This window comes from Promicromonospora sp. NPDC019610, from assembly GCF_044389365.1.
Lineage (GTDB): Bacteria > Actinomycetota > Actinomycetes > Actinomycetales > Cellulomonadaceae > Promicromonospora.
Genome location: NZ_JBIRXX010000002.1, coordinates 229,172 through 254,051 on the forward strand (window position 1 = coordinate 229,172; position 24,880 = coordinate 254,051).

A 24,880-nucleotide genomic window follows, 5' to 3' on the forward strand; every position below is an offset into this window, starting at 1 on the left:
ATTCCTCACTCGACGGTGAAGTGGCGGCCGCCCCCTGGCCGCCGGCCGGTGACGGGGGAACCCCACCGGCCAGGAATTCACGCCTTCCCGCACCTCCGGTATGCCCGGTCAGAAATCGGTCACACGCTTACCTGCAATCATGCGCGCCCTTCTTCGGCGATGCCTGCGCACGGGGTGGTTTCACCCCGTGCGCAGGCGCTCAGTCGCCCCGTGCGACAAGGGTCGACAATGCCCAGATCACGAACACGTCGAAGGCGATGATCACCAGGCTCCAGACGGGGTAATAGGGGATGAAGGCAAAGTTCGCCAGGGCCGACAGGGCGGCCAGGACGATACCGGCCACGTACGCCCAGGTCTGCCCGGCGAGCACGCCGATACCGGTGGCGAGCGCGATGGCCCCCACGACGATATGGATCCAGCCCCAGGTCGAGACGTCGAGCTGGAACACGTACTCGGCGCCCGTGACGTACACCGTGCCCGCGGCGGTCGCGGCGATCCCCTGCAGGATCTGGAACACGGAGACCATGATGAGCATGACCCCGGCGAACGCGGAGGTGGTCAGGGCGACGGTGCTCGTCTGCCCGTAGTCGGTGGAGCTCACACGGCCGCTCGGGTAGGTCCCCGGGATCGGCTCGGAGCCGGATGCTGCGCTGGTCATGATTTCTCCTCGTCGGTAGATCGTTCGTCGCCGAAGACCTCGCGGAGCGCGGCCTCCTGCTCGGCGTCGAGGTTGGTGAAGATGAGCTCGGGCGCCTCCTGCCCGGCGAACGCGTCCTGGATCTTCTCGACGACGGCGTCCGAGGACAGGACGAACAGCGCCGACGTCCCCGGCGTGATCTTGTCCCGGACCCGGTTGATGAAGCCGTCGTCGATCCCGACGTCCGTGAGGGCGCCGCTCAGGGCGCCCGTGGCGGCGCCGATGGCGGCGCCGAGCAGGGGGACGAAGAAGAGGAGGCCGAAGAGCATCCCCCAGAAGGCGCCGCCGAGGGCCCCCGCCCCGGCCAGCGACGAGAGCTGATGGGTCCTGGGCTTCTTGGCCCCCGTGTCCCACCGCACGGTCGCGGCGTCGTGGATCGTGACGAGCCGCTCCTTGGCGAGCCGCTGGATCGACTTCGCCGCCTCGTCCGCGCCGTCGGCGGTCTTGAACTTCCAGGCGGTGAGCGTGGACTGGGACATCGAGGGCTCCTTGGGCTCGCGCGGGTGGCCTGACACTGCCACTCCACCGCTCGCGCCGGGGCCGGGCATCACCCGTTCCCGGTGAACCTCCTACCGGTCGGCGGGGCGCGCCGTGGTGCGCTTCTGCACCTGGCTGCCGATCACGGCGAGCACGACCCAGAGCACCAGCATGAGGACGACGGCGCCGCCGCTCTCCGGCTTCCACAGCTCGCCCGCGTCGGTCCAGAGCCGGCCCACGCCGGACAGCACCAGCGCCGCGCCGGCCACCGCCGTACCCCACACCAGGAACCGGCGCTCCAGCCGGCGGGCCAGGAACGCGCACAGCAGGGCCACGGCCGGGACCACGATGAGGGCCAGCAGCACGTCGGCGGTACCGCCCTGCACCAGCACGAAGAGCCTGGCCCCGACCAGCGCCCCGACGCACAGACCGCAGACGAAGAACAACAGCCGGGCCGCCACGAGCGTGAGCAGGAACGCCAGCACCGCGCCGGCGACGCTCACGAGCAGGGCCGTGGCCGTGTCGGCGCCCATCGCCTCGGCGAGCATCCACGACACGCCGAACCCGGCGGCGAGGACGGCGAGGCGCACCGAGATCGACCCGGCGAGCAGCAGGACCAGTCCGACCAGGGTGACGACGAGGGCGGACATCACGGGCCCCCGGGACGGGTCGGCCGACGGCGGTGGGTGCGCACGGTCCCAGCCTCGGGCGGCCGGGCGCGTGCCGGGTCACCCTGTTCGGGTGACGCGGCCGGCCCGGCGGGTGACGGCGGCCTTCCGGTGGGGCGGTGCCGGGCGGCCCGGACGGCCGGTGACGGGATTCCTGCTCGCGAAATCCGTCGGTCCCCGGTGGCGGTCCTCGGACCGGCTTCGTAGCGTCAAGGTGCCGCGCACCGATCGGGCGCGGGTGAGAAGGAGGCACCGGTGCCGGGATCGAGCGTCGAGACGGTCGTCGGGTGAGCGGGGCGCGCCGCTGGGTGGCAGCGCTGGCCACGGTGGTGCTCGCGGGTGGGGCCGTCGTCGTCCCCGTGGTGCTCGCGCCCGCCGCGGCGGCCGCCACCCTGGAGCCGTCGGGCCTGCAGACCGGGATGGCGGTCGACGGGACCACGGATCCCGCCGCGCCGCCCGAGACCTTCAACTGGGGCGACTTCCTCACGGACGTCGGGCCGGACGGCAGCTTCACGTTCACGCCCACGGGGCCCTACGTCACGGAGCAGGGCAACAGCTCCACCGGCGTCGTGCAGGGCAGCTTCGCCTGGGACAACGGGACGCTGGGCGCCTCCTGCAACGCCAACCCGGACGCGACCGGCGCCCCGCCGAGCCAGAACCCGGGCACCAACCCGTGGGTCCCCGGGCCGTCGAACCCCAACGCCAAGGGTGACCTCTGCTCCACCGGGTACGGGGTCGAGATCGTCACCGACGCGGCGGGCGGCCGCCACGTGATCCTCTACGGCTACTGGACGCGGTACGTGGGCGCCGGCGAGGTCAGCATCTTCCAGAACCTGGAGGGGCCCGAGCCCGGCCGGTGCGACGACGTGCTGCTGGAGTTCGACTACGCCTCGTCGGGCACGACCGCCGTCGTCGAGCGCTGGACACCCGCGGCGGGCGACGGCTGCGCGGACCCGCTCGGGGCCGGGACCTGGACCCCGCAGCCGGGTACCGCCGACTTCGACTGGTCGGTCGGCGTGCGGAGCGAGGGGCCGCCCCTGACGAACCAGCCGCAGGAGACGTTCGGTGAGTTCGCGATCGACCTCAGCTCCGCCGGCCTGTTCTCGCCCGCGGACTGCTCGACCTTCCAGGTCTCCGCGATGTTCACCCGCACGGGCAACTCCCCGAACGCGAACATCCAGGACTTCGCCGACCACGCGCCGGACCGGACGAGCATCTCCAACTGCGGCGCCCTGACGGTGACCAAGGAGACCGTGCCCGACATCGCGGCCGACGGCGACCGGTTCGGGTTCACCGTGGCCAGCGACACCGGGCCGGTCCAACCCGGGCCGCCCCCGGTGGAGACCCTGGTCGACACCGTGGCGAGCGGCGAGACCAAGACGTACCCGGACGTGCTCGCCGGCTCCTCCTTCTCGCTGACCGAGCCCGACATCCCCCCGCCCTGGGCGCTCCAGTCGCTCGCCTGCACCGCGGTCCCGGTGGACGGCGGCCCGCCGGAGCAGTTCGTGCTCGACGACCCGTCGGACCGGTTCCCCGTGACGCCCGGGAACACGACGGACTGCGTGATCACCAACGCGTCCGCCGTCGTGACCGTCACCAAGCAGACCGAGCCGGACGGCGCGCCGGACACCTTTGGGTTCGACGTCACCGGCCAGGACCCGGTGACGCTGGGCGACGGCGAGAGCGTGTCCTTCCCGGTCCCGGCGGGTGCCCCCGTGACGATGGCGGAGGCGGAGGCCGACGGCTGGCTGCCCCCGGAGATCGACTGCACGGCCGCGGCGACCGTCGACGAGCGCAGCGCCACCGTCGTGTCCGTGGCGGGCGAGGAGATCGAGTGCACGTTCACCAACACCCAGCTCGGCACGGTGATCGTCTCGAAGGAGGCGCACGGCGTGGACGGGCGCACGTTCGACTTCACGAGCGATCTCCCCGGGGCCGAGTCCTTCTCGATCGACGTCGAGCAGGGCGACGGCACCCTGTACGAGGAGGTGATCTCCGACGTCCCGGCCGGCACCTACACGATCGAGGAGCTGACCGACGACGGCGACCCGGCGACCGTGCTCGCCGACCTCGCCTGCACCTACGGCGGCGCCGACCACTCGGGGGACCCCGCCACGCGGGCCATCGATCTCACGGTGCTGCCGGGGGAGACCGTGCGGTGCTTCTTCACGAACACGACGCCCGGGTCGATCACCGTGATCAAGCGCACCGAGCCGGTCGAGTTCGACCAGGAGTTCGGCTTCGTCCACACGCCGCCGGAGGGCGAGGCGACGCCGTTCACCCTGAACGGCAACTCCGAGCCGCCGAACGTGGCCCTGCGCACGTTCCTGGACCTGGAGACCGGCGTCCACACGATCACCGAGCCCGCCGACGAACCGGGCTGGGCGCTGAGTGACCTGACCTGCAACGACGACTTCTGGACGCCGACGACGGACGGGCGCGGCGTCGAGGTGGACCTGCCCGCGGGCGGCGTCATCGTCTGCTTCTTCACCAACACGGCCGAGCCCGCCACGGCGTCGCTCACCAAGACCGTCGAGGGCTCCGGACCGGACCTCTCATGGACGTTCGACTTCGAGCTGGTGGACCCCGACGGCGGCGTCGTGAGCCGGTCGGCGACCTCCGGTGCACCGACCGTCGAGTGGGACGGTCTCGTCCCCGGCGTGGAGTACACGCTGCGGGAGGGCGGGACGACACCGGCCGGCTGGACCCGGGGCGACATCACCTGCACCGGGTTGACCGACCTGGGCCCGGCGCCGGGGTTCCAGGTGGTGCTGACGCCCGGCCAGGTGCTGGACTGCGGGGCGGAGAACACGGTGGAGACGTCGTCGATCAGCGTGTCCAAGGTGGCCGCGGGCATCGGCGCGGCCCAGCCGTGGGAGTTCGACCTGACCATCGACCCGCTCCCGGTGGGCGAGACCTCGCCCCAGACCGTCGCGGGCACCGGGCAGGCCGGCGAGACGGTGACGTGGTCGGGGCTGCTGCCGGGGCAGACGTACTCGATCGCCGAGGGCGACGCACCGGGATGGACCGCCGAGACCACGTGCACCGGCATCGAGGACGTCGATCCGGACAGCCCGGGCCTGCAGTTCGTCGCGCCCGTCGGCGAGGAGGTCTCCTGCACCCTCGTCAACACCGCGGTGCAGGGGAGCGGCACCCTGACCAAGACCTCGGTCGGCGGCGACGGGCAGTTCGAGCTCGTCCTGACCGACCTGGACGAGGCGGTCGATCCCATCGTGGTACCGGTCACCACGGTGGACGGCACCACGACCGTCGACCTCCCGCAGGTCGTGCCCGGCGTGCGGTACTCGCTGGTCGAGTCGGGGGCCGACGGCTGGATCGAGGGAGAGCTGACGTGCACGATCACCCCGGCGGACGGCGGCGAGCCGTTCGTGATCGAGGACCTGAGCGACTTCTCGGTGAACCCGGGGGACGTGGGTGACTGCACGGTCGAGAACATCCGGACGGGCACGATCGTGGTGGCGAAGGTCGTCACGCAGGGGGACGGCGAGTTCGAGTTCACGGGTGACTGGCTGGACCCGCCGCAGTTCTCGATCGCCACCCAGGACGGCGCGGGCGCGCAGACGTTCCCGGACGTGGACCCCGGCGCCTACACCGTGACGGAGCTGGCGCAGGACGGGTTCGAGGCGACCGACCTGACCTGCGTGGACGGGGATCCCGCCGGGGAGCCGTCGAGCGCGGACGGGCTGGTCGGCTCGGTCCGGCTGGACCCCGGCGAGACGGTGACCTGCACCTACACCAACGCGCCCTGGGGCATGCTCCTGGTGGACAAGGAGACGACCCCGCCGGGCGCGCCGCAGGAGTTCGACTTCACCTGGGGGCCGGACGGCGGGCCCCAGGAGCCGTTCGTCCTGACCGACGCGGACGAGCCGTTCGTCGCCGGGCCGGTGACGCCCGGTGCGTACCGCGTCGGCGAGGACCTGCCGCCGGGATGGACGCTCGCGGAGATCACCTGCACGGGCGCGGCCGGGGAGGTCACGGTGGCGATCCCGGCCGTCACGGTCGACGTCGGGCTCGGCGAGACCGTGCTGTGCACGTTCGCCAACACCGCCGATGCCGGCAGCGTGACCGCGCTCAAGACGGTCGCAGGCTGGGCCGAGGACGCGCCCTGGTCGTTCGACCTGGTGCTGACCGGCCCGGACGGTCCCGTGCCGGTCACGGTGACCGGCCAGGAACCGGAGGCGAGCTGGCCCGACCTGGTGCTCGGCGCGTCCTACAGCCTCACGGAACCGGATCCCGGCGCCGGCTGGTCGGCGGACCTGACCTGCACCGGGGCCGACGACGAGGATCCCGGCGCCGCCGGGTTCCAGTTCACCGCGACGGCCGGGCTCGTGCTCTCCTGCGAGGCGGTCAACACGGCGGCACCCGCCGACCTGTCCGTCACCAAGACCGTCGAGGGCGCGGACCCGGGGCTGGAGTGGTCGTTCGACCTGGTGCTCACACCGGACGACGCGGCCGAGCCCGGGACGCAGACCGTCTCCGGCACGGGCCCGGGGTCCGCGACGGTGTCCTGGACGGGGCTGGTGCCGGGCGCCGGGTACACGGTCGCCGAGCCGGAGCCCGGCGCCGGGTGGACGGCGAGCCCGGTGACCTGCGCCGGGGTGGACGACGGCGACCCGGACGCACCGGGCTTCCAGCTCGTCGCCGAGCCCGGTGCGTCGGTGGAGTGCGCCGTGACCAACACCGCGGACGCGGGTCCGACGCCGACCCCGACGCCGACACCCACGCCGACCCCGACCCCGACGCCCTCCCCGGCCCCGCCGGGGCCAGGGCCGGACGTACCGCCCGGACCGGGCGCCGCGCCCGCACCCGACGGCGGCGACCTCGCGACGACCGGCGCCGACGTCGGTGGGCTGCTGGCGGCCGCGATCGTGTTCCTGGTGCTGGGATCCGCGCTCCTGGTCGGGGTGCGCGTCCGCCGCGCACGCTGACCGCAGACGGTACCGCGCCGTATGACAGCCGACACATGCGGAATGCGGCATCCCGGGTGAATATGTGCCGGTGCCGATACTGACTGTGGAGCAGGGCGGGGCAAAGGGCCCCGAAGTGGACGCTCGGGTGGTAGGCGTGGACATCGGCGGCACGGGTTCCCGCCTCCGGTTCAGCTCCGGGCGGGGCGGCGTGTCCTACGAGGTCACGGGACCGCCCGCGACGCTGGTCGGCGGACGGTCGACCGTGCCCGAGGTGGTGCGCGAGCTGTGCCGCGGCTTCGCCGCCCGGTTCGGGGGGCGGCCGCGGGTGTCGGCCGCCGCCGTCGGGATGCGCGGGTTCCGGTCCATGACCCAGTCCGGGGCGCTGGACCCCAACCGGGTGCACGACATCCTGTCCGAGGAGCTGCGGACCACCTCGACGGCCGTCTCGAGCGACGCGGTCACGGCGCACCTGGGAGCCATCGGCACCGGGTCGGGCGCCACGCTGGCCGTGGGTACCGGCGCGGTGGCCGTGGCGTGCGACGACGTCGGCCGCTGGCACCTCGCCGACGGGATGGGCCCGCACGTGGGTGACAACGGCGGCGGCGCCTGGATCGGACGCCGCGGCCTCGACGCCGCGGCGCGGTCGATGGACGGCCGCCGCATGGGGGCGTCGCCGGGCCTGGTCCGGGCCGCCGAGGAGCACTTCGGACGGCGGGAGCGGTGGGCGGCCGTCAACGACGTGTCGCTGTTCGCCGGGTTCGCGCCCCAGGTCATCACGGCGGCGGACTACGGCGACCTGGCGTGCCGCGAGATCCTCGACGAGGCCGCCCGCTCCCTGGCGGACGGGCTGTGCGCGGTGCTGAGCCACCCCGGCGTCGTGCCCGTGGCGGTCACCACGGGAAAGCTGCTGATGCACGCGCCGACGCTGCGGGCGATGGTGGTCCAGCACCTCCTGGAGAAGCGGGACGACGTACGCGTGCAGCCCAGCGCCGGCCTGCCGCTCGACGGCGCGCTGGCCCTGGCGCGCATGCTGGCCGCGCACCCGAACGTCGTCCAGGAGCACGTGCCGCTGCTGGCGGTCCGGATCGGCGCGGCGCCCCGGCCCGACGACTCCGTCACGCTGCCCCGGGTGGTCCTCCCCGCCGTCCGGCCGCTGCGGGAGGCCGCCGCGCCCACCGCCTGGGCGGTGGAGGTCCGGTCGGACTACGAGTGGTCGGCCGAGCAGGCGCCGGGGGACGGCCTGGCCCCGTCGTCTCCCGCCGCCCTGTCGCCCCTGTCGTCGCGGACGTCCCCGGCCGCGGCGGCCTCCGCGGCCTCCGTGACCGACGCCGTGGTGCCGCTGACGGGGGAGCGGCTCGTGGTCGGCCGTGCCTCGCGCAGCCGCGGCGTGGTGCCGGACATCGTGTGCGAGGACACCGGCGTCTCGCGCCGGCACTGCGAGATCGCCTGGTCGGAGGGCGGGTGGAGCGTCGTCGACCTGGGGTCGGCCAACGGGACCTACGTCGCCGCGCGGGGCGACGCGCTGCCCACCGAGCCCCTGCGCCCGGGGGAACGCCGCTGGCTGGCCGACGGTGACCGCATCTACGTGGGCGGCTGGACCTGCCTCACGGCGCGGGCCGTGACCGCCAGCGTGCACTGAGCCCGGAGGTGGCAGGTGATCGTGCGGCGGTCGGGTGGTGATGCGAACCCGGACGGTAGGTGTCGGCGGTGCTGAATTCCGTGCGTCCGACGCTGCCTCAATCAACCCTTGCCGAACAATCCCGTCCAGCCGAATGATCAGTGGCACATCCGGACAGGTTCAGCGCTGCTGAATTAATCGGTTGTGCCGTATTTCCGGATATATAGCAGTACCTGGTATTTGCTGGCGTGATTATTCGGCTGCGATGGATTTTCCGGGAGGCAGACTGGCCGGGTCTACGTCAGCCGAACAGTTCACCTGATCCGGAATTCCGAAAGCGCAGTTCGCCGTGGGTGGACTGTTCGGGCGAGCCAGATCGTGCGAGGCAGAGATGAACGCGGTTCATCCCTGCCGACACCCCTCGTACCAGTGGTGTGTGCCCCGGAGCCCGGACCACGCTGTCCACCGCGGCCGGTGCCGGGTCCGGCCCGGGCGCAACGGGCGGGAACAGGCGACGGGCGGGATTCACCTGGACCCGCCGCGTCCCGGCTCCTAGGTTGACCGCATGTCCGGAACCGAGCTCGCCCGCGCGTACTGGGCCGACGTCGTCCGCCCGATCCTGGACCGGAAGTTGCCGGACGTGCCGCGGGCGGCCGCCCGGCTCGGCTCCGGCTCGGACGTCCTGGGGCTGGACGACGACACCTCGCGCGACCACGACTGGGGGCTGCGACTGACCCTCCTGGTCCCCGCCGGGCGGGTCCGTGAGGTCGACGAGCTCCTCGCCGCTGCCCTCCCGGCGTCCTACCGGGGCCTGCCGACGGCGTTCCCCGTCACCTGGGACCCGGCCGTCCGGCACCGGGTCGAGGTGGCCGCGCCCGTCGAGCTCGTCCGGTCGCGCACGGGGCTCGACCTCGGCCGCGACCTCGGCGTCACCGACTGGCTGTCGCTGACCGGGCAGGCCGTGCTGGAGGTGACGGCGGGACCGGTGTTCGAGGACGCGCCGGGGGAGCTCACCGCGCTGCGCGAACGGCTCGCGTGGTACCCGCACGACGTCTGGCTGCACGTGCTGGCCGCCGAGTGGACCCGCGTCGAGCAGGAGCTGCCGTTCGTGGGCCGCACCGGGCAGCGCGGCGACGACCTCGGCTCCCGGCTCCTCGCCGCACGCCTGGTCACCGCGCTGGTCCGGCTCGGCTTCCTCCTGGAGCGGCACTGGCCGCCGTACCCCAAGTGGGCGGGCACGCTGTTCGGGCGGCTGCCCGTGGCGGCGTCGGCCGGCGGCGAGGTGGCCCGGGCGCTCGCGGCCGGTACCTGGCAGGAGCGCGACGCCGCCCTGCGTGCGGCGTGCGAGGTGCTGCACGCGCGGCAGCGTGCCGTCGGTCTGCCCGCACTGGACGGTCCGGTGTGCCAGGACTTCTACGACCGGCCGTTCACGGGCCTGCGCGACGTGGCGGGCGTGCTCCGCGCCGCCGTCACGGACCCGGAGGTGCGGGCCCTGTCGCACCGGGGCGGCGTCGAGCAGTGGGTGGACGACGTCGGGACGCTCACCGACGCGGGTGCGCGCGGGCGGCTGGCCCGGGCCTCGCGGGCCTGAGCGGGCCGGAGCACGCCCGGTCTCGCGCGCAGACGGACTCAGCCGCCGGCGTTCTCCAGCAGCACGGGGCACGTGCCGCCGGGCCCGGTCAGCAGCTCGAAGTGCCAGATCTCGTTGGAGTACACCTGGCACAGCCCGTACTCGGTGCCGTGCTGGATGAGCCAGTAGGCGCCCTCGGTCGGGCCGATGTCGATGGCCTTGCCGCTCACGTGCTCGGACAGCTCGGGCGTGCTGACCCGCTCGCGCGCGGCCTCCAGGCTGCCGTACTCCGCGATCGCGTCGTCGAGCAGCCGCTGCTGGTAGGCGGGGCTGCGCCAGCCGCTCGTGACCCAGAAGTCGATGCCGTCGTCCGCGGCGTCCTCGGCGGCCTCGCGGACGGCGGCGGCAAGGTCGGCGTCGAGGTTGGTGATGGCCGGGAGGTCGTCGTCGAGCGTCGCCGCGCCGTCGGGGATGTCGCCGCCGGCCACGCCGGTCGACCCGGCGTCGCCCGCCGAACTGGGCCGGCCCTGGTCGAGCACCTGGTCGACGGCCTGCACGACCGGCGCGTCGCCGCGGTCGAGCAGGGGATAGACGCCGAACACGGCGGTGAGCACCACGGCGGCCACCACGAGGGTGAACGCCATCGGGCGGCGGGTGCGCCGCGGTCGGGGGACGTGCCGGGGCGGGCCGCCGACGCGTGCCGGCGGGTGGGCCAGTTCGTATCGAGTCATGTGCCCAGCCCACCGGGGGCGACGTTGCCGGGGCGTCTTCGCTTTTGGATACGCCCCGGATATGTGCCCGCCGGTAGCGTGTGCTGACATGCGCGTCTTGGTGGTGGAGGACGAGCCCTACCTCGCCGAGGCGATCCGGGACGGGCTCCGGCTGGAGGCGATCGCCGCCGACGTCGCGAACGACGGCGCGGCCGCGCTCGACCTGGTGGCCGCCAACCCCTACGACGTCGTGGTGCTCGACCGGGACGTCCCCGTGGTGCACGGGGACGAGGTGGCCCGCCGGGTCGTCGCGGACCACCCCGCGGTCCGGATCATCATGCTGACCGCGGCCGGCGAGCTGACCGACAAGGTGAGCGGCTTCGAGCTCGGCGCCGACGACTACCTGACCAAGCCCTTCGCGATGCGCGAGCTGGTGCTGCGGCTGCGCGCCCTGGCCCGGCGGCCCGAGGCGACGACCCCGCCCGTGGTCGAGCTCGGGCCGGTACGGCTCGACCCCTATCGCCGCGAGGTCTACCGCGACGGCCGGTACATCGCGCTGACCCGCAAGCAGTTCGCCGTCGTGCAGGTGCTGATGGACGCCGGCGGCGGCGTCGTCAGCGCCGAGGAGCTGCTCGAACGCGCCTGGGACGAGAACGCCGACCCGTTCACCAACGCCGTCCGCATCACGATCTCGACGCTGCGCAAACGCCTGGGCGACCCCTGGCTGATCCACACGGTGCCCGGCGTCGGGTACCGGTTCGGGGAACGGTGACGACCCCCGCCGTCGGGCAGCGCCGCGCCGGGCTGTCGGTGCGCCTGCGGCTCACGCTGAGCTACGCGGGGTTCCTCGTCCTGGCGGGCACGGCCCTGTTCGCCGCGCTCCTGCTGGTGCTGCGGTACGTCCCCGACGAGAACCTCACGGTCCAGGACGGCGGGGGCTTCGCGCCCAGCCGCTCGGACCTCCTCGACGTCGCCGTGCCCCTGTCGGCCGCGGCGGTCGGCTTTCTCGCGCTCGTCGGCCTGGTGGGCGGCTGGATCCTGGCGGGCCGGATGCTCCGGCCCCTCGACCGGATCAGCGAGGCAGCGGCGCTCGCCGCGGACGGCGCCCTTGACCACCGGATCGCCCTGGAGGGGCCCGACGACGAGCTGCGCCGGCTCGCCGACACCTTCGACATGATGCTCGCCCGGCTGGAGCGCTCCTTCGAGGAGCAGCGCCGGTTCACCGCCAACGCGTCGCACGAGCTGCGCACGCCGAACACCGTGGTCAAGGCGCTGCTGGAGGTGGCGCAGGCGGACCCGGCGGGCCGGGACGTGGACCGCCTGCTGAGCCGGCTGCACGAGACCAACGAGCGCTCGATCGTGATGGTCGAGTCCCTGCTGCAGCTCGCCCGGCTCGACCACGACAGCCTCCGGGCCGAGCCCGTCGACCTGGCCGACGTCGTCCGCGAGGCCGTCCGGGAGTCGCCGGACCTGGACCTGCCCGCCCCGCCGGAGCTGATCCTGACGCTCGACGCGGCACCGGTCCACGGCAACCGGGTGCTGCTGGGCCAGCTCGCCGCGAACCTGCTCGGCAACGCCGTGCGGCACAACCTCCCCGCCGGCGGACAGGTCCGGGTCGGCACGCGGCTCGACGGCCGCCGTCGTCCGACGCTGGTGGTGGAGAACACCGGGGCGCCGCTCGACCCGGCGGTGGTCGCGACCCTGGCCGAACCCTTCGTGCGCGCCGACGCCCGGACGCGCCGCCCGGACCGCCTCGCCGGCAGCGGGCTCGGCCTGTCGATCGTCGCGTCGATCGCCCGGGCGCACGGCGCCGAGCTGGCGCTCGCCCCCCGCCCGGGCGGCGGCCTGACCGCGACGGTCACCTTCCTGCCGGGGTGAGGTCGTGTCAGACGTACAGGTCACCGGAGGGACCTGTACGTCTGACACGTGGTACTCAGGCCGTCTGGAGCTGCGGGTAGAGGTCGCTCAGCGGGCCGGAGAGGGCCGCCTTGACGCGGCGGCTGGTGTCGTCGGCCAGCACCTCGGGCTCACCGGCCTCCAGCCCGTCGAGGATCGCCGCCACGATGTCGCGCGGGTCCTCCTTCGGCACGTCGAGCCGCTCGGTCATCGGGGTGTCCGTGTAACCGAGGTGCGCGCCGAGCACCTGCGTGCCCTGGTCCAGGAGCTCCACGCGGAGCGCGTTGCTGTACGACCAGAACGCCGCCTTGGTCGCCGAGTACGTGCCCATGGCGAACCAGCTCAGCGCCGAGTGCATGTTGATGATGGCGCCGCCGCCGTTGCGCGCCAGCACCGGGGCGAACGCCTGCGTGACGCCGAGCTGGGCGAACACGTTGGTCTCGAACACCGCGCGGACGTCGTCGAGCGACGCGGTCAGCACCGGCTGCCCGCGGTCGGAGATCCCGGCGTTGTTGACCAGGACCGTGGTGTCCCCGGCCAGCTCGGCCGCGGCCGTGACCGACCCGGGGTCGTTGATGTCCAGGGGCAGCGGCACCACGCGGGGGTCGGTCCACTCCCGCGGCGTGCGGGCGCTGGCGTAGACCTTGGCGGCGCCCCGCAGGAGGGCCTCGGCGACGAACGCGCGGCCGAGGCCGCCGTTCGCACCGGTGATCAGGACCACGGCGTTCTTCAGATCAGTCATCACGAGCTCGCTTTCATGAGGTGGTGCGGGGTGGTGTCGAGGTCAGCGGTGTCAGAGGGAACTGCGTCGACAGGAACGGCGTCGACAGGAACGGCGTCGACAGGAACGGCGTCGACAGGAACGGCGTCGACAGGAACGGCGTCGAGAGGTGCGGCGGGCGTGGCGGGCTCCGCGCCCCGGGTGCGGGCGGTGAGCACGGCGGCCAGCGTGAACGCGATCACGGTCGCGCTGCCCACGACGAGCGCCGTCTGCAGCCCGTGCGCGGTGGCCAGCCGGCCGACGGCGAGGGCGACGCCCGCCTGCACGAGGTAGGCGACCAGGTAGGCCGACGACGTCGTCGCGGCGCGGTGCTCGGCGGGCGCGCTGCGGGTGATGAGGGTGACGCCGCCGGAGAACAGGAGGCTGTAGCCGGCGCCGCCGATCAGGGAGTACAGGACCAGCGCGGTCATCGAGTGGGTGGCACCCGCGACGAGCATCAGGCTCTGCCCGGCCAGGGCGGCGACGGCGCCGAGGCGCAATGCCGTCGCGGCCCGCAGCCGCCCGGCGAGCAGGGCGACCACGCCGATGGCGGCCGCGGAGATCGCGAGGACCACGCCGTTGACGAAGGCGTCGTCGGAGTGGACGGTGTCCCGCGCGAACTGGGCCCCGATGCCGAGGAAGATCGCGCCGAGCGCATAGGCTGCCGAGACCCCGAGCGCGCCCGCCACGAACGGCAGCCGGTGCCGCGGCACGGCCAGCGGCCGGGGGCGCCAGCGGCGCGCGGCGGCGCTCGGCCGGCGCGGCAGGAACCAGGCGGCGAGCACGGCGACGACGACGCCGGCGAGCAGCACCCCGTAGCCCGCGTGCAGGGGGCTCGGGCTGAACTGCACGGTCGCGCCGCCCACGAGCAGAGCGGTGATGAGCCCCACGGCGGACGCTGCGGCGGTGGTCGCGCCGGTGCGGTCGCGGGCGTCGTCCGACCCGGAGGCCGCGATGACGCTCGTGGCCGGACCGAGGCTGAGCCCCACCCCGACGCCCATGAGCGCGCGGCCCACGAGCAGCAGCGCCAGGTTCGGCGCGAGCAGGAAGGTGAGCGCGCCGAGACCGAGGAAGCCGAGGCCCGCGAGGATCGCGCCCCGGTTGCCCACGGTCTCCGCGAGGCCGCCGAGCAGCAGGAGCGTGGCGATCAGGGCGACGGGGTAGGCCGCGAAGACCGTGGTGGTGACCGCGGTGGTGAGGTGCCACTGCGCCGCGTAGACGGGGTAGACGAGCGTCGGCGCCGCCGATGCCCAGAGCGCGAGGGCCACCGCGGCCGCCGCCGCCCAGCGGCTGCCACGCGCCGCCCAGGTGAAAGTCATCGAGGTTCCTATCTGAGTTGGGATTCACAACTTAGCATCTGGATTGGAAAAGACAACTCAGATAGGATGTGGGCATGAGCACAACGCCCCGCGAACGCAACGCCCGCTGCTCCGTGGCCCGGAGCCTGGAGGTCCTGGGGGAGAAGTGGACCCTCCTGGTGGTCCGCGAGGCCTTCTTCGGCTACACGCGGTTCGCCGACTTCCGCGCGCGGCTCGGCATCGCCCCCGACGTCCTCACCGCCCGGCTGGAGACCCTGGTCGAGGGCGGCGTGCTGGAGCGCCGGCCGTACCGCGACGCGGGTCAGCGCCAGCGCGACGAGTACGTGCTCACCGAGGCGGGGGCGGAGCTCAAGACCGTCCTGGCGGCGTTCGCGGCGTGGGGCGACGTGCACCGGCCCTCAGGTTTCGGGCCGTCGGTCGTGTACGTCGAGGAGGCCACGGAGCAGCCCGTCCGGGTCGCCTTCCTGACCGACGACGGCCGGGAGCTCCCGCCCGAGGACGTCTCGGTGGTGCCAGGCCCGGGCTCGCTGACGACGGCGGCCTGACCCTGGCCCAGGCGCCGAGTCAGTAGCCCGGTCGGACCCACCTCCTGACTGGGCGTAATGCATGGGCCGAGTCAGGAGGTGGGTCCGACCATGCCCCTGACTCGACGAGAGAGGGGTGAGCCGGGTGGGTGGTCAGCGGGTCATCAGGCGGTACTGGGCCGCGACCTCCCTCGGTGCGATCGCACGGTCCAGGAGCTGGATCGTGTCCATGCGGCAGTTGCAGGGGTTCCGCTCCTGGGTGTCCTGCGGGAAGCTGCCACCGATCTTGATGCCCCGCGGCGTCGTGGCCGACGTCCCCGAACCGTCCACCTGCCACGGGTCGCCGTCCACCACGTAGAAGCCCGGCACCCGCTCGCCGTTGCGGAACAGGGCCATCTTCCCCGTGGTGTAGTCGAACGTGGCGGCCAGGTGCACCCACTCGTCCTGCGGCAGCAGGGTTCGCCAGTCCTCGCTCGCGGCGAAGGTCTGCGACGCCCCGCCGTCGATCCGCCGGCCCAGCGCGACCAGCCGCAGCTCGCCGTCCACCTCGATGATCTCCAGCAGGGCGCGCACGCCGTGCCCGTCGGAGTCGCCGCTGAGCAGGCCCGCCAGGCCCACGGCGTTGTAGTGGTCGTCCGGGTCGGCGGTGGTGGTGTTCGGGCTCGGGTTCTGGCCGGTCATCTTGACCCAGCCCATGACCGTCACGCCGTCCACCCCGTTGAACGCCGACAGGGTGCCCACCCCGTTCGCGTTGTAGACGCCCGCCTTCCAGTCGTCGTTGCCCGCCGTCAGCGGGTCGACCTGGCCGAGCTGGATCGAGTTGTTGCTGCCCGGGTAGGCGCCGTCGGCCACGCGCATGTCCTCCCCGCCGTTGATCAGGTTGAGATAGGTGCGTGACAGGCCGCGGTCGACCTCCACGGCGCCGTCCTGCTGGAACGGGTGCTCGAAGTCGTAGAAGCTCACGGAGTTCTGCTCCAGCGAGCGCGGCACGTCCTGGGGCACCGGCGCGTGCACGGTGTCCACGATCTTCCAGATCTTGCCGTTCGCCTTGGCCACCAGGTACAGGTCGCCCGACGCGTCCCGGCCCATGCGCAGGTCGGCCCGCTCGTCGCCCGTGAAGTCGGGCATCCGCTTGCGGGTTCCGTCGGTGTCGTAGAGCGCCAGCTCGTACATCTGCGCCTCGGGACGCCCGCGCCGCATCTGCGACTCCTTGGCGAAGAACACGCGCCCCTCGACCAGGTCGGTGAACAGGTACGTGCCGTTCAGTGCCGGCAGGTCACGCCCGCGATAGACGAAGCCGCCGCTGATCGCGTACCCGCTGTCCGCCGTGCACGACCAGCCGGGCGGCGGGTCGTGGTCGTACGCCACCACGGGATACGTGAAGCCGAGCTCGTCGTCGTCCTCCGGCAGCGGGTACAGGTTGCAGCGGTCGGCGGCGTCGAAGACGTACTTCCCCTCCCGGTCCCCCCAGCCGAAGTTGTCCCCGGCGCGCACGTCGTACACGGCCTCGATCGCGTGCTCGCCGATGTGCCCCAGGAACATGCGGCCCGTCTTCGTGTCCCAGCTGAACCGGTGCGGGTCGCGCATGCCGATCGCGTAGATCTCGCCGAGCGTGCCCGGGGTGTCCACGAACGGGTTCGACGCCGGGATGCCGTACGTGCCACCCGGCCCGTTCGTCCCCGCCGGGTCGATGCGCAGGATCTTGCCCGCCGGCGTGCCCCGGTCCTGCGGCACGCCCGTGCCGACGCCGATGCCGCCGTCGCCCACCGCGAGGTACAGCAGGCCGTAGTCCTCGTCGCCCGGCTGCGCCGTCGGGTTGAAGTCGATCTGCTGGATGGCGTGCACCTGGCCCGCGAAGCCCAGGCGCATCACCTCGCGGCTCGTCCCGGAGAACACGTCGGCGTCCGGGTCGTCCGCCACCCACTCCGTGACCACCGCGTGCAGGAACGTCGGCGTCTGCGCCGGGTACGTCGTGGGGTCGGACGGCGGCCCGGCGTTGCCGGGGCGCTCGCTGTGCACCGTGTAGAACGTGCCGTTGTGCTCGAAGTCCGGATGGAACGCCGCGAACCCGAACCCGCTGCCCATGCCTCGTCCGGAGAAGAACTCCGGCGCGAACCGCGCGGCCACGTCCAGGTACACCCGCGGCTCGCCGTCCTCCACGAGGTACAGCGGGCCGTTCAGGTCCGGGACGTACGTGCGGCCCGAACCGTCCGGCAGCTCGCCGATGCCGTTGATGCGCGCGTGCCGCATCAGCCGCCGGTCGACGGGCGCCGGGATGGGCTCCGTCTTCGGGAACTGCGCGTACTCCTCCAGGACCAGGCCGATCGTGGACTGGATCTCCTCCGGGGCCGGGTCCTCGATCGGGTCGCCCACCGGGACGGCCGCGGCCTGCGGCGCGGCCCCGGGCGTGGTCGATGCCGCCGCCGTGGTCAGGGCCGCCGTCGTCAGCCCGGTCAGCGCGGTGGCGGCGATCGCCACCGCCGCTACCGCCGACCGCCATCTCTGTCTTGTGCGCATGGTGCCTCCTGAATGTCGTCGTCGTCATTACGGAGTGCAGTTGGACCTACCGGCAGAACGGCCGCTCGCCGGCCGCGCTGAGGATGCCGCCCACCACGTGGGTCTTGAACGAGTCGGCGCCCGGCAGTGTCGAGTCCGCGGTCCACGCGGCCGGGTCGTGGCCGAGCGAGGTGACCCAGGCGCGACCGCCGTCGTAGTACTGGCACCAGGAGACGGGGTGCTCGCCGGCGTGCCCGGGGTTCCCGTTGAAGCCGGTGCCGGAGCCGATGGTGTCGGTGTCCACCTCGGCGAGGAACCGCACGCCCGTGGGGAACGGCTCGAGGTTGTACCACTCGTCGCGGAAGTCCCACCGGCGCGGCAGGTCCGTCGTGGAGGTGTCGCGGCGGTCGACGGTGAGCACCTGCCCGTCGCGGTGCGGACCGTGGTCGTAGAAGTTGGCGCCGCCGAGCAGCCCCTGGAACCACGGCCAGTGGTACATCGCGCCCAGCGTGTTGTGTACGGCGACGAAGCCGCCGCCCGAGCGGACGTACTGGAGCAGGGCGGTCTGGGACGCGTCGTCGAGCATGGTGCGGGAGTTGCTGAGGAACACCACGGCGTCGTACGGCGCGAGCTTGGCCGGGGCGTCGAGCTGGCGCACGTCCTCGGTCCAGTCCACCTCGAACCCGTACTCCTGCCCCCACCGGATCACGGCGTTCTGCGCCACGTGCGCCGAGGTGAGCGGCGGGTTCATCCCGGCGGGCAGCAGGGGTCCGAGGTGGGCGTGCCGCGAGACGCCGGTCGCGGTGAACACCAGCACCCGCACCCGCCCGTCGGTGGTGCGCGGCAGGTCCCAGTCGTGGTAGCAGGCCGGGTCGGTGCCCCGGCAGACGCCGTAGTCGGCCACCTTGTCCTGGTAGGGGTCCTGGCGGCCCGCGGACGACGGCGGCCCGCCCTGCGCCGCCGGCCCGGGCGACGCGGACGCCCCCGACGTGGCGGGCGCGAGGTGCAGGCCGGCGAGCAGCGCGGCCAGGATCGCGAGGCCGAGCACCACCTGCCCGGCACCGCCGAGCGAGTTCCCAAGCGTGGTTCTGAGTGACATGACAGTTCTCCTTTGAACAGCCAACAGTCAGCCCACTCCGTTGAGTGCTGGGTATCTGCGGCCGAACGGGGCGCGAAGCAACAAATACCCAGCACTCAACGGGAGGGGGTGGGGTTACTTGACCTCCCTTGGGCGGCCGCCCAGGTAGAGCTGGGCCAGGCGGGGGTCCGCGAGGAGGTCCGGGGCGGGGCCGGTGATGTGCACGCGGCCCAGGTCGAGCACGCAGCCGACGTCGGCCGACTCCAGCGCCCGCCGCGCGTTCTGCTCCACGAGCAGCACGGCCGTGCCGGCGTCGCGCATGCGCTGCACCTGCTCGAACACGACCGCCGTCGCCCTGGGGTCCAGCCCCATCGACGGCTCGTCCAGCAGCACCACCTTGGGCCGCACCATGAGCGAGCGGGCGAACTCGACCTGCTTCTGCTGTCCGCCCGACAGCGCGCCCGCCAGGGCGGACCACCGCTCGCCGACCAGCGGGAACAGCTCGGTGACGGCATCCGTGCGCGCCGCGATCTCCGTGCGGTCGCGCACGGTGTAGGCGCCGAGCAGCACGTTCTCGGCCACGGTCATCTCGGGGAACACGCTGTGCCCCTGCGGCACGTGCGACAGCCCGGCGGCCAGGAGCTGCTGCGGCGAGCGTCCCGTGACGTCCACGCCGTCGACCACGACCTGCCCGGCGCGCGGCCTGAGCAGGCCGCTCGCGACCTTGAGCACCGTCGACTTGCCGGCGCCGTTGGGGCCCACGAGGCAGACCACGCTGCCGGGCGCCACCGTCACCGACAGCCCGCGCAGCACGAGGGCGGCGCGGCCGTAGCCGGCCCGCACGTCGGTCAGACGCAGCAGGGGTTCGGCCGCGGGGCCGGGCTGGGCGCCCGGTCCGGCGGCGATCTCGGGGGCGAGTTCAGACGCCAAGGTAGGCCTCCAGCACCTGCGGGTCGTCCTGCACGACGGCGGGGGTGCCCTGGGCGATCGGGCGGCCCCGGTCGAACACCACCACGTGGTCGCTCAGGCCCATGACCAGCTCCATGTTGTGCTCCACGATGATGAAGGTGCGGCCCTCGGCGTTGAGCTCGCGCACCAGGTCGGCGATGCGGTCCACGAGCGCGGGGTTCACGCCGCCGGCCGGCTCGTCGAGCATGATCGTGTGCGGGTCACCCATGAGCACCCCGGCGAGCTCCAGCAGCTTCTGCTGGCCGTAGGAGATGTCGCGCGCCTCGGCGTGCTCCAGGTGGTCGATGCCGACGCGGGCCAGCAGCTCGCGGGCCCGGGCGACGTCGTCCGGGTTGCGCATGCCGCGCAGCCGTTCCAGCAGGCCGTGCGGCTGCACCGCGACCAGCACGTTCTCCAGCACGGTGAGCCGCGGGAAGACGCGGCAGAGCTGGAAGCTGCGGCCGATCCCGGACCGAGCGATCCGGTGCGGCGCGAGCCCCGTGATGTCCCGGTCACGGTAGGTGACGGTCCCGGCGTCCGGCCTGATCATGCCGGTGACGCAGTTGAAGAACGTGGTCTTGCCGGAGCCGTTGGGCCCGATCAGGGCGTTGATCTCGCCGTCGTGGAACGCCACGGAGGCGCCGTCGACGGCGCGGACGCCGCCGAACGACCTGGTGAGGCCCTCGGTGGTGACGGAGCCGGTGCTCACGGAACCGGTGCTCATCGGGTTGCCTCCTCGCGCTGCTTGCCGTCGCGCCGCTCGTCCGCGCGCTGCCGGGCGAGCTCCTCGGCGCTCACCTCGCGGATCGACGCCGCGCGGCGCCGGCGGTTCAGGAACGAGGTGATGGCGGGGATGACGCCGTCGGGCATGAACAGGACGACCAGGCCGAGCAGGATGCCCGTGGCGACCAGGTGGAACTGCGTGTCGCCGTACTGCGACTTGAACACCTCGACCGCGTACCCCACGACGACGGCGCCGAGCAGCGGCCCGAAGAGGCTGCGCACCCCGCCGAGCAGCGACATGAGCACCATGTAGGTGCCGACCAGGATCGAGAACTGGAAGATCGGGTCGAGGTAGCCGAACCACAGCGCGTACAGGCCGCCGCCCAGCGCGGTGAAGAACGCGCTGGTCACCAGGGCGGTGAGCTTGTAGGCAAACGTCGGCACGCCGAGCGCCTGCGCCTTGTCCTCGTCCTCGCGGATGGCCTTGAGCCCGGCGCCGAGCCGGGATCGCTCGATGGCCCACCAGGTCAGCAGGGCCAGCGCCAGGAGCGCGGCGTGCAGGTAGAAGAACCGTTCGTGCTGCTCGGGCCGCAGCACGTCCGGGCCGAACGGTCGGGGCACGCGCAGGCCGCCCGAGCCGCCGGTGAAGGTGTGCCAGCTCTGGAACGTGAGCTGCAGGATGAGCACCAGCGCGATCGAGACGATCACGAACGAGGCGCCGCGCACCCGCAGCGACGCGATGCCGACCGGGATGGCGATCAGTGCCACGATCAGGGCCCCGACCAGGAGCGCGAGCCACGGGTTCAGCCCGGACCGCAGGATCAGCAGCGCGGTGGCGTACCCGCCCAGGCCCGAGTACGCGGCGTGCCCGAGCGAGATGTAGCCGGTGAACCCGCCCACCAGGTTCCACGACGTGGCCAGCACCGCGTAGCTGAGGATCACCACGCCGACGGACAGGATGAACGGGTCGGGGGCCAGCGACGGGAACAGGAGCACGACCACCACGAGGGCGAGCAGGGCGCCGATCCGGGCCACGCGCGCCGTCGTCGGGCCGGACGTCGTCGGGCCGGAGGCTCTGGCGGGGCTAGAAGCGTTGGGCAAGGCGACCTCCGAAGAATCCCTGCGGGCGGATCATGAGGGTCACGAACAGGGCCAGGTAGAACACGGTCTGCGCCCAGGTGGTGCCGAGCGGCACCTGCAGCAGGCTCGCGGCCACGCCGAGCAGCAGCGCCGCGATGGCGGCCCCGGGGATGCTGCCCAGCCCGCCCACGACGATGATCGCCATGAGCGGCCCGATCCAGTGCCAGTGCAGCGACGGGTAGATCGTGTAGTCCAGGGCCAGCGCCGTCCCGCCGATCGCGGCTGTGGCCAGGCCCAGCCCGAAGCCGAGCCCGGCCACGCGGTCGGTGTCGATGCCGATCAGCCGCGCGGCCTCCGGGTGCTGGGTGGTGGCCCGCAGCGCCCGGCCGAACGACGTCCGGCGCAGGATCAGGTACAGCGCACCCAGCGACAGTGCGGCCAGGCCGAACGCGATGAGCTTCACGACGGCGATGCTCACGCCCGCCACCTCGATGCTCGTGCCCGAGTAGCCGAGCTGGATGCGGCGCTGCGTGCCGGTCCAGACGAACCCGAGCAGCCCCTCGATCGTCAGCGCGACGGCGAACGTGAGCAGCACCGACATGGTGGTCAGCGTGATGGGCCGCAGCCGCGACACCAGGAACCGCTGCATCCCGTACCCGACGACGAAGAACAGCGGCACCGTGACGACCAGCGACAGGAGCGGGTCGACTCCCGTGCGCTCGTGGAAGTACCAGGCGAGGTAGGCGGCCAGGATCAGGAACGCCGAGTGGGCGATCATGACCACCCGCATCACGCCGAAGTACAGGGTCAGGCCGGCGGCCAGGAGGGCGTAGAGCCCGCCCAGGAGGACGCCGAGCACCAGGCTCTGCGCGAACAGGGCACCGGTCATCGGTTCACCACGCGGGCTTCGGGTGGACGAGGTCGGCTTCCTTGACGTCGTCGGGCAGCACGATCTTGATCTCGCCGTCCACGTACTGCTGGATGAGGTGCGCGCTCTGCGGCCGGCCCTGGGCGTCCCAGCTCAGCGTGCCGACGACGGTCTCGACCTCGTTCTCGTGGAGCCACCCGACGAGCTGCTCCTGGCACTCCGGGCTCGGGTCGGCGCAGCCCACGGCCTCCACGGCCGCCGCGACGACCTGGCCCGTGGTCCAGGCGTTCGCCTCGTCCTCGGCGGGCGGGGCGTCGTGCTCCGCCGTGTAGAACTCCACGAACTCCTCGTTGGACGGGTACGGCGCCGTCGGCGTGTACCCGGTCGGGGCGAGGATGCCCTCGGTCTTGTCGCCGATCGCGTCCGGGAACTCCGCGTTCGTCGGCGCGCCCGAGATCGCTGCCATCTGCGGCTGGTAGTCCTGCTGCTGGAGCGCGACCACGAGGTTCACGCCGTCCTGGTACTGCGACCCCACGATCAGCAGGTCCGCCTTCGAGTCCGCGATCTTCGCCGCGATGCCGCTGAAGTCGGTGGTGTTCGGCGGGTACACCTCGTCGACCACCACCTCGATGCCGGCGTCGGCGAGCTGGTCGCGCAGGCCGTAGGCGGTGCCCTGGGCGAACGGGTCGTCCATCGAGGCCACGGCGATGCTCTTCGGCCGCTCGTCCTCCGGCAGGGCCAGGAGGTACTCCGCCAGGTGGTCGTAGTGATCGTCGGCGATGGCCGGCGCCGCGTAGAACAGGTTGTCGAAGCCCTGCTCGAAGACCTCCGCCGCGGCGCCGGCGGGCTCCACGAACAGGAAGCCGTAGTCCTTCGCGACCTGCGCCGCCGGCACCACCAGCCGGGTCGAGAACGGCCCGAAGACCAGGTCCACGCCGTCCTGGTTGATCAGCCGCTCGTAGTCCGAGGCGACGCGGTCCGCGTTCGACTGGTCGTCGACGATGACCAGCTCGACCTGGCGGCCCAGCAGCCCGCCGTTCTCGTTGACGTGCTTGGCCCAGGCCTCGTAGCCGCGCTGCACCCCCTTGCCCGGCTCGGCGAAGTCACCCGTCAGCGGGAGCGAGACGCCGACGACGATCGGGTCGTCGGGGCCGGCGGCCTCACCGCCCTGCTCCGGGCTCGCCAGACAGGCGGACAGGGACAGTGCCGAGGCCGCGGCGACTGCCGCTACCGTCAGGCGTCGGGTTGCTCTCATGGTCCACTCCCTTGTGGGTCCACATCATTGTGGGCAAGCGCTTCCGTAACCGCTTACGGCACTCTAGGAACTGGGACGCTGTGTGACAAGGGTGTTGGCACCATCCATGACCTGTCGCTTGACCTGTGGCGAGGAGATTCGATGCGCAAGCACACCGCCGGGCTCCGCCTGGTCGACGTCGCAGAGCACGCCGGCGTGTCCATCGCGACCGCCTCCCGGGCGCTGTCCGGGGCCGCCGGGGTGTCCGAGGCCCTCGCCGAGCGGGTGCGCGCCGTCGCGGCCGAGCTCGGCTACGTCGCGAACGTGCACGCCCGCTCCCTGGCGAGCGGCGCCAGCCCGTCCGTCGGGCTCGTGGTGCACGAGATCGGCGACCCGTACTTCGCCGAGATCGCCAGCGGGGTGCTGGAAGTGGCCGGCGCCCACGGCCGCATGGTGCAGATCTGCCACACCGGACGCGACCCGCACGCCGAGGTGGCCCAGCTGCGGGCGCTCGCGGGCGCGGGCGTGGGGATCATCGTCGTGGCCGGGTCCGGGCACCTCGACCGGGAGGTCCAGGCGCAGATGAAGGCGCAGGTGCAGGCCTTCGAGGCGGCCGGCGGGCGGGTCGCCGTCATCGGCCGGCACCCCCTGCTCGGCGTCGACGCCGTGGTGCCGGCCAACGTCGCGGGCGGCCGGGCCATCGCCGACCATCTGCTCGGCCTGGGTCACCGGCGCATCGCCGTCGCGTCCGGGTCGCGGCGGCTGGCCACCATGGCCGACCGGCTCACCGGCGTCGAGCAGGCGCTCGGCGCGCACGGCCTGCGGCTCGCGGACCTGCCCGTGGTCGAGGCGGCGTTCACGCTCGACGGCGGCAAGGACGCCGCCCGGCAGATCCTCGACGCCCACCCGGACGTCACGGCGATCCTCGCGCTCAACGACGACATGGCGGTCGGCGTGCTGTCGGTGCTGGGGGAGCGGGGCGTCTCGGTGCCGGGCGACGTCTCGGTCACCGGCTTCGACGACGTGACCGTGGCCGGCCACCTCTCGCCCGCGCTGACGACGGTGCACCTGCCGATGAAGGAGATGGGGCGACAGGCGCTGGAGCTCGCCCTTCTGCCGCGGGCGGCCCGGGCCCGCCGTCGGACCGCGGAGCAGCGCTTGATGGTCCGGACGTCGACGGCGCCGGTGCGGGGCTGAGGCGACGGCGCGCGGAGGCCGCTCTCCGGGGAAAGCATGACGCAGCCGGAGGGGTAACGGAGAGGTAGCAGTGCTGCCTCTGCGTT

Annotated in this window: 20 protein-coding genes; 7 read left to right on the forward strand and 13 right to left on the reverse strand. The window is 73.0% G+C overall.

Annotated elements, in window-relative coordinates:
- Nucleotides 1-199: 199 nt before the first annotated feature.
- The 3 genes from ACH45N_RS12585 to ACH45N_RS12595 all read right to left on the reverse strand — a co-directional run bounded on the left by ACH45N_RS12585 (nucleotide 200) and on the right by ACH45N_RS12595 (nucleotide 1,824).
- Nucleotides 200-658, reverse strand: a complete 459-nt coding sequence (locus ACH45N_RS12585; RefSeq protein ID WP_377233379.1) for a hypothetical protein — start codon at nucleotides 656-658, stop codon at nucleotides 200-202.
- Complete coding sequence (locus ACH45N_RS12590) at nucleotides 655-1,176, reverse strand: DUF1269 domain-containing protein (protein ID WP_377228356.1); 522 nt, start codon at nucleotides 1,174-1,176, stop codon at nucleotides 655-657. The genes ACH45N_RS12585 and ACH45N_RS12590 overlap by 4 nt, the downstream gene beginning before the upstream one ends.
- 90 nt (nucleotides 1,177-1,266) lie before the next feature.
- Complete coding sequence (locus tag ACH45N_RS12595) at nucleotides 1,267-1,824, reverse strand: DUF4203 domain-containing protein (RefSeq protein ID WP_397394252.1); 558 nt, start codon at nucleotides 1,822-1,824, stop codon at nucleotides 1,267-1,269.
- A gap of 305 nt (nucleotides 1,825-2,129) precedes the next feature.
- Between ACH45N_RS12595 and ACH45N_RS12600 the strand changes: the two genes are divergently transcribed.
- The 3 genes from ACH45N_RS12600 (at nucleotide 2,130) to ACH45N_RS12610 (ending at nucleotide 9,982) form a co-directional block, all read left to right on the forward strand.
- Complete coding sequence (locus tag ACH45N_RS12600; RefSeq protein WP_397394254.1) at nucleotides 2,130-6,791, forward strand: hypothetical protein; 4,662 nt, start codon at nucleotides 2,130-2,132, stop codon at nucleotides 6,789-6,791.
- Nucleotides 6,792-6,906: 115 nt separating this feature from the next.
- Entirely contained in the window at nucleotides 6,907-8,412 is a 1,506-nt protein-coding gene (locus ACH45N_RS12605; RefSeq protein ID WP_397394256.1) for a BadF/BadG/BcrA/BcrD ATPase family protein, read from the forward strand.
- Nucleotides 8,413-8,956: 544 nt separating this feature from the next.
- Entirely contained in the window at nucleotides 8,957-9,982 is a 1,026-nt protein-coding gene (locus ACH45N_RS12610; protein ID WP_397394258.1) for a DUF4037 domain-containing protein, read from the forward strand.
- A gap of 38 nt (nucleotides 9,983-10,020) precedes the next feature.
- On the opposite strand, the gene ACH45N_RS12615 is transcribed toward ACH45N_RS12610, so the two are convergent.
- Nucleotides 10,021-10,692 carry a M15 family metallopeptidase gene (locus tag ACH45N_RS12615; RefSeq protein WP_397394260.1) on the reverse strand — a complete coding sequence of 224 codons (672 nt, stop codon included), beginning with the start codon at nucleotides 10,690-10,692 and terminating at the stop codon, nucleotides 10,021-10,023.
- A gap of 88 nt (nucleotides 10,693-10,780) precedes the next feature.
- On the opposite strand from ACH45N_RS12615, the gene ACH45N_RS12620 reads away from it, so the two are divergent.
- A complete protein-coding gene (locus ACH45N_RS12620) occupies nucleotides 10,781-11,443 on the forward strand; it encodes a response regulator transcription factor (RefSeq protein WP_397394262.1) in 663 nt (220 codons plus the stop codon).
- Complete coding sequence (locus ACH45N_RS12625; RefSeq protein WP_397394264.1) at nucleotides 11,440-12,549, forward strand: sensor histidine kinase; 1,110 nt, start codon at nucleotides 11,440-11,442, stop codon at nucleotides 12,547-12,549. The genes ACH45N_RS12620 and ACH45N_RS12625 overlap by 4 nt, the downstream gene beginning before the upstream one ends.
- A 55-nt stretch (nucleotides 12,550-12,604) precedes the next feature.
- On the opposite strand, the gene ACH45N_RS12630 is transcribed toward ACH45N_RS12625, so the two are convergent.
- The gene (locus ACH45N_RS12630; RefSeq protein ID WP_397394266.1) at nucleotides 12,605-13,309 is read right to left on the reverse strand and encodes an SDR family oxidoreductase; all 705 of its coding nucleotides are present in this window, start codon (nucleotides 13,307-13,309) and stop codon (nucleotides 12,605-12,607) included.
- A complete protein-coding gene (locus ACH45N_RS12635) occupies nucleotides 13,309-14,646 on the reverse strand; it encodes an MFS transporter (protein WP_397394268.1) in 1,338 nt (445 codons plus the stop codon). The genes ACH45N_RS12630 and ACH45N_RS12635 overlap by 1 nt, the downstream gene beginning before the upstream one ends.
- Nucleotides 14,647-14,720: 74 nt before the next feature.
- On the opposite strand from ACH45N_RS12635, the gene ACH45N_RS12640 reads away from it, so the two are divergent.
- On the forward strand, nucleotides 14,721-15,191 hold the full coding sequence (locus ACH45N_RS12640) for a winged helix-turn-helix transcriptional regulator (protein WP_397394270.1): 471 nt from the start codon (nucleotides 14,721-14,723) through the stop codon (nucleotides 15,189-15,191).
- Nucleotides 15,192-15,323: 132 nt separating this feature from the next.
- Here the strand turns inward: ACH45N_RS12640 and ACH45N_RS12645 are convergent, their stop codons facing one another.
- The 7 genes from ACH45N_RS12645 to ACH45N_RS12675 all read right to left on the reverse strand — a co-directional run bounded on the left by ACH45N_RS12645 (nucleotide 15,324) and on the right by ACH45N_RS12675 (nucleotide 23,618).
- Nucleotides 15,324-17,687 carry a PQQ-dependent sugar dehydrogenase gene (locus tag ACH45N_RS12645; RefSeq protein WP_397394272.1) on the reverse strand — a complete coding sequence of 788 codons (2,364 nt, stop codon included), beginning with the start codon at nucleotides 17,685-17,687 and terminating at the stop codon, nucleotides 15,324-15,326.
- 46 nt (nucleotides 17,688-17,733) lie between these two features.
- Complete coding sequence (locus tag ACH45N_RS12650; RefSeq protein ID WP_397394274.1) at nucleotides 17,734-18,765, reverse strand: ThuA domain-containing protein; 1,032 nt, start codon at nucleotides 18,763-18,765, stop codon at nucleotides 17,734-17,736.
- A 114-nt stretch (nucleotides 18,766-18,879) separates the two neighbouring features.
- A complete protein-coding gene (locus ACH45N_RS12655) occupies nucleotides 18,880-19,674 on the reverse strand; it encodes an ABC transporter ATP-binding protein (protein ID WP_397394276.1) in 795 nt (264 codons plus the stop codon).
- Nucleotides 19,664-20,416 carry an ABC transporter ATP-binding protein gene (locus ACH45N_RS12660; protein WP_397394278.1) on the reverse strand — a complete coding sequence of 251 codons (753 nt, stop codon included), beginning with the start codon at nucleotides 20,414-20,416 and terminating at the stop codon, nucleotides 19,664-19,666. Before ACH45N_RS12660 ends, ACH45N_RS12655 begins: the two co-directional genes overlap by 11 nt.
- On the reverse strand, nucleotides 20,413-21,516 hold the full coding sequence (locus ACH45N_RS12665; RefSeq protein ID WP_397394280.1) for a branched-chain amino acid ABC transporter permease: 1,104 nt from the start codon (nucleotides 21,514-21,516) through the stop codon (nucleotides 20,413-20,415). Before ACH45N_RS12665 ends, ACH45N_RS12660 begins: the two co-directional genes overlap by 4 nt.
- Nucleotides 21,500-22,384 carry a branched-chain amino acid ABC transporter permease gene (locus ACH45N_RS12670; protein WP_397394282.1) on the reverse strand — a complete coding sequence of 295 codons (885 nt, stop codon included), beginning with the start codon at nucleotides 22,382-22,384 and terminating at the stop codon, nucleotides 21,500-21,502. Before ACH45N_RS12670 ends, ACH45N_RS12665 begins: the two co-directional genes overlap by 17 nt.
- Before the next feature lie 4 nt (nucleotides 22,385-22,388).
- Nucleotides 22,389-23,618 carry an amino acid ABC transporter substrate-binding protein gene (locus ACH45N_RS12675; protein ID WP_397394284.1) on the reverse strand — a complete coding sequence of 410 codons (1,230 nt, stop codon included), beginning with the start codon at nucleotides 23,616-23,618 and terminating at the stop codon, nucleotides 22,389-22,391.
- 141 nt (nucleotides 23,619-23,759) lie between these two features.
- Between ACH45N_RS12675 and ACH45N_RS12680 the strand changes: the two genes are divergently transcribed.
- Complete coding sequence (locus tag ACH45N_RS12680; RefSeq protein WP_397394286.1) at nucleotides 23,760-24,794, forward strand: LacI family DNA-binding transcriptional regulator; 1,035 nt, start codon at nucleotides 23,760-23,762, stop codon at nucleotides 24,792-24,794.
- Nucleotides 24,795-24,880: the final 86 nt, after the last annotated feature.

Bases quoted from the DNA above. Each gene is read 5' to 3' on its own strand.
- ACH45N_RS12585 (WP_377233379.1), bottom strand. From the start codon at position 658: ATGACCAGCGCAGCATCCGGCTCCGAGCCGATCCCGGGGACCTACCCG.
- ACH45N_RS12590 (WP_377228356.1), bottom strand. From the start codon at position 1,176: ATGTCCCAGTCCACGCTCACCGCCTGGAAGTTCAAGACCGCCGACGGC.
- ACH45N_RS12595 (WP_397394252.1), bottom strand. From the start codon at position 1,824: ATGTCCGCCCTCGTCGTCACCCTGGTCGGACTGGTCCTGCTGCTCGCC.
- ACH45N_RS12610 (WP_397394258.1), top strand. From the start codon at position 8,957: ATGTCCGGAACCGAGCTCGCCCGCGCGTACTGGGCCGACGTCGTCCGC.
- ACH45N_RS12615 (WP_397394260.1), bottom strand. From the start codon at position 10,692: ATGACTCGATACGAACTGGCCCACCCGCCGGCACGCGTCGGCGGCCCG.
- ACH45N_RS12620 (WP_397394262.1), top strand. From the start codon at position 10,781: ATGCGCGTCTTGGTGGTGGAGGACGAGCCCTACCTCGCCGAGGCGATC.
- ACH45N_RS12630 (WP_397394266.1), bottom strand. From the start codon at position 13,309: ATGACTGATCTGAAGAACGCCGTGGTCCTGATCACCGGTGCGAACGGC.
- ACH45N_RS12635 (WP_397394268.1), bottom strand. From the start codon at position 14,646: ATGACTTTCACCTGGGCGGCGCGTGGCAGCCGCTGGGCGGCGGCGGCC.
- ACH45N_RS12640 (WP_397394270.1), top strand. From the start codon at position 14,721: ATGAGCACAACGCCCCGCGAACGCAACGCCCGCTGCTCCGTGGCCCGG.
- ACH45N_RS12645 (WP_397394272.1), bottom strand. From the start codon at position 17,687: ATGCGCACAAGACAGAGATGGCGGTCGGCGGTAGCGGCGGTGGCGATC.
- ACH45N_RS12650 (WP_397394274.1), bottom strand. From the start codon at position 18,765: ATGTCACTCAGAACCACGCTTGGGAACTCGCTCGGCGGTGCCGGGCAG.
- ACH45N_RS12660 (WP_397394278.1), bottom strand. From the start codon at position 20,416: ATGAGCACCGGTTCCGTGAGCACCGGCTCCGTCACCACCGAGGGCCTC.
- ACH45N_RS12670 (WP_397394282.1), bottom strand. From the start codon at position 22,384: ATGACCGGTGCCCTGTTCGCGCAGAGCCTGGTGCTCGGCGTCCTCCTG.
- ACH45N_RS12675 (WP_397394284.1), bottom strand. From the start codon at position 23,618: ATGAGAGCAACCCGACGCCTGACGGTAGCGGCAGTCGCCGCGGCCTCG.
- ACH45N_RS12680 (WP_397394286.1), top strand. From the start codon at position 23,760: ATGCGCAAGCACACCGCCGGGCTCCGCCTGGTCGACGTCGCAGAGCAC.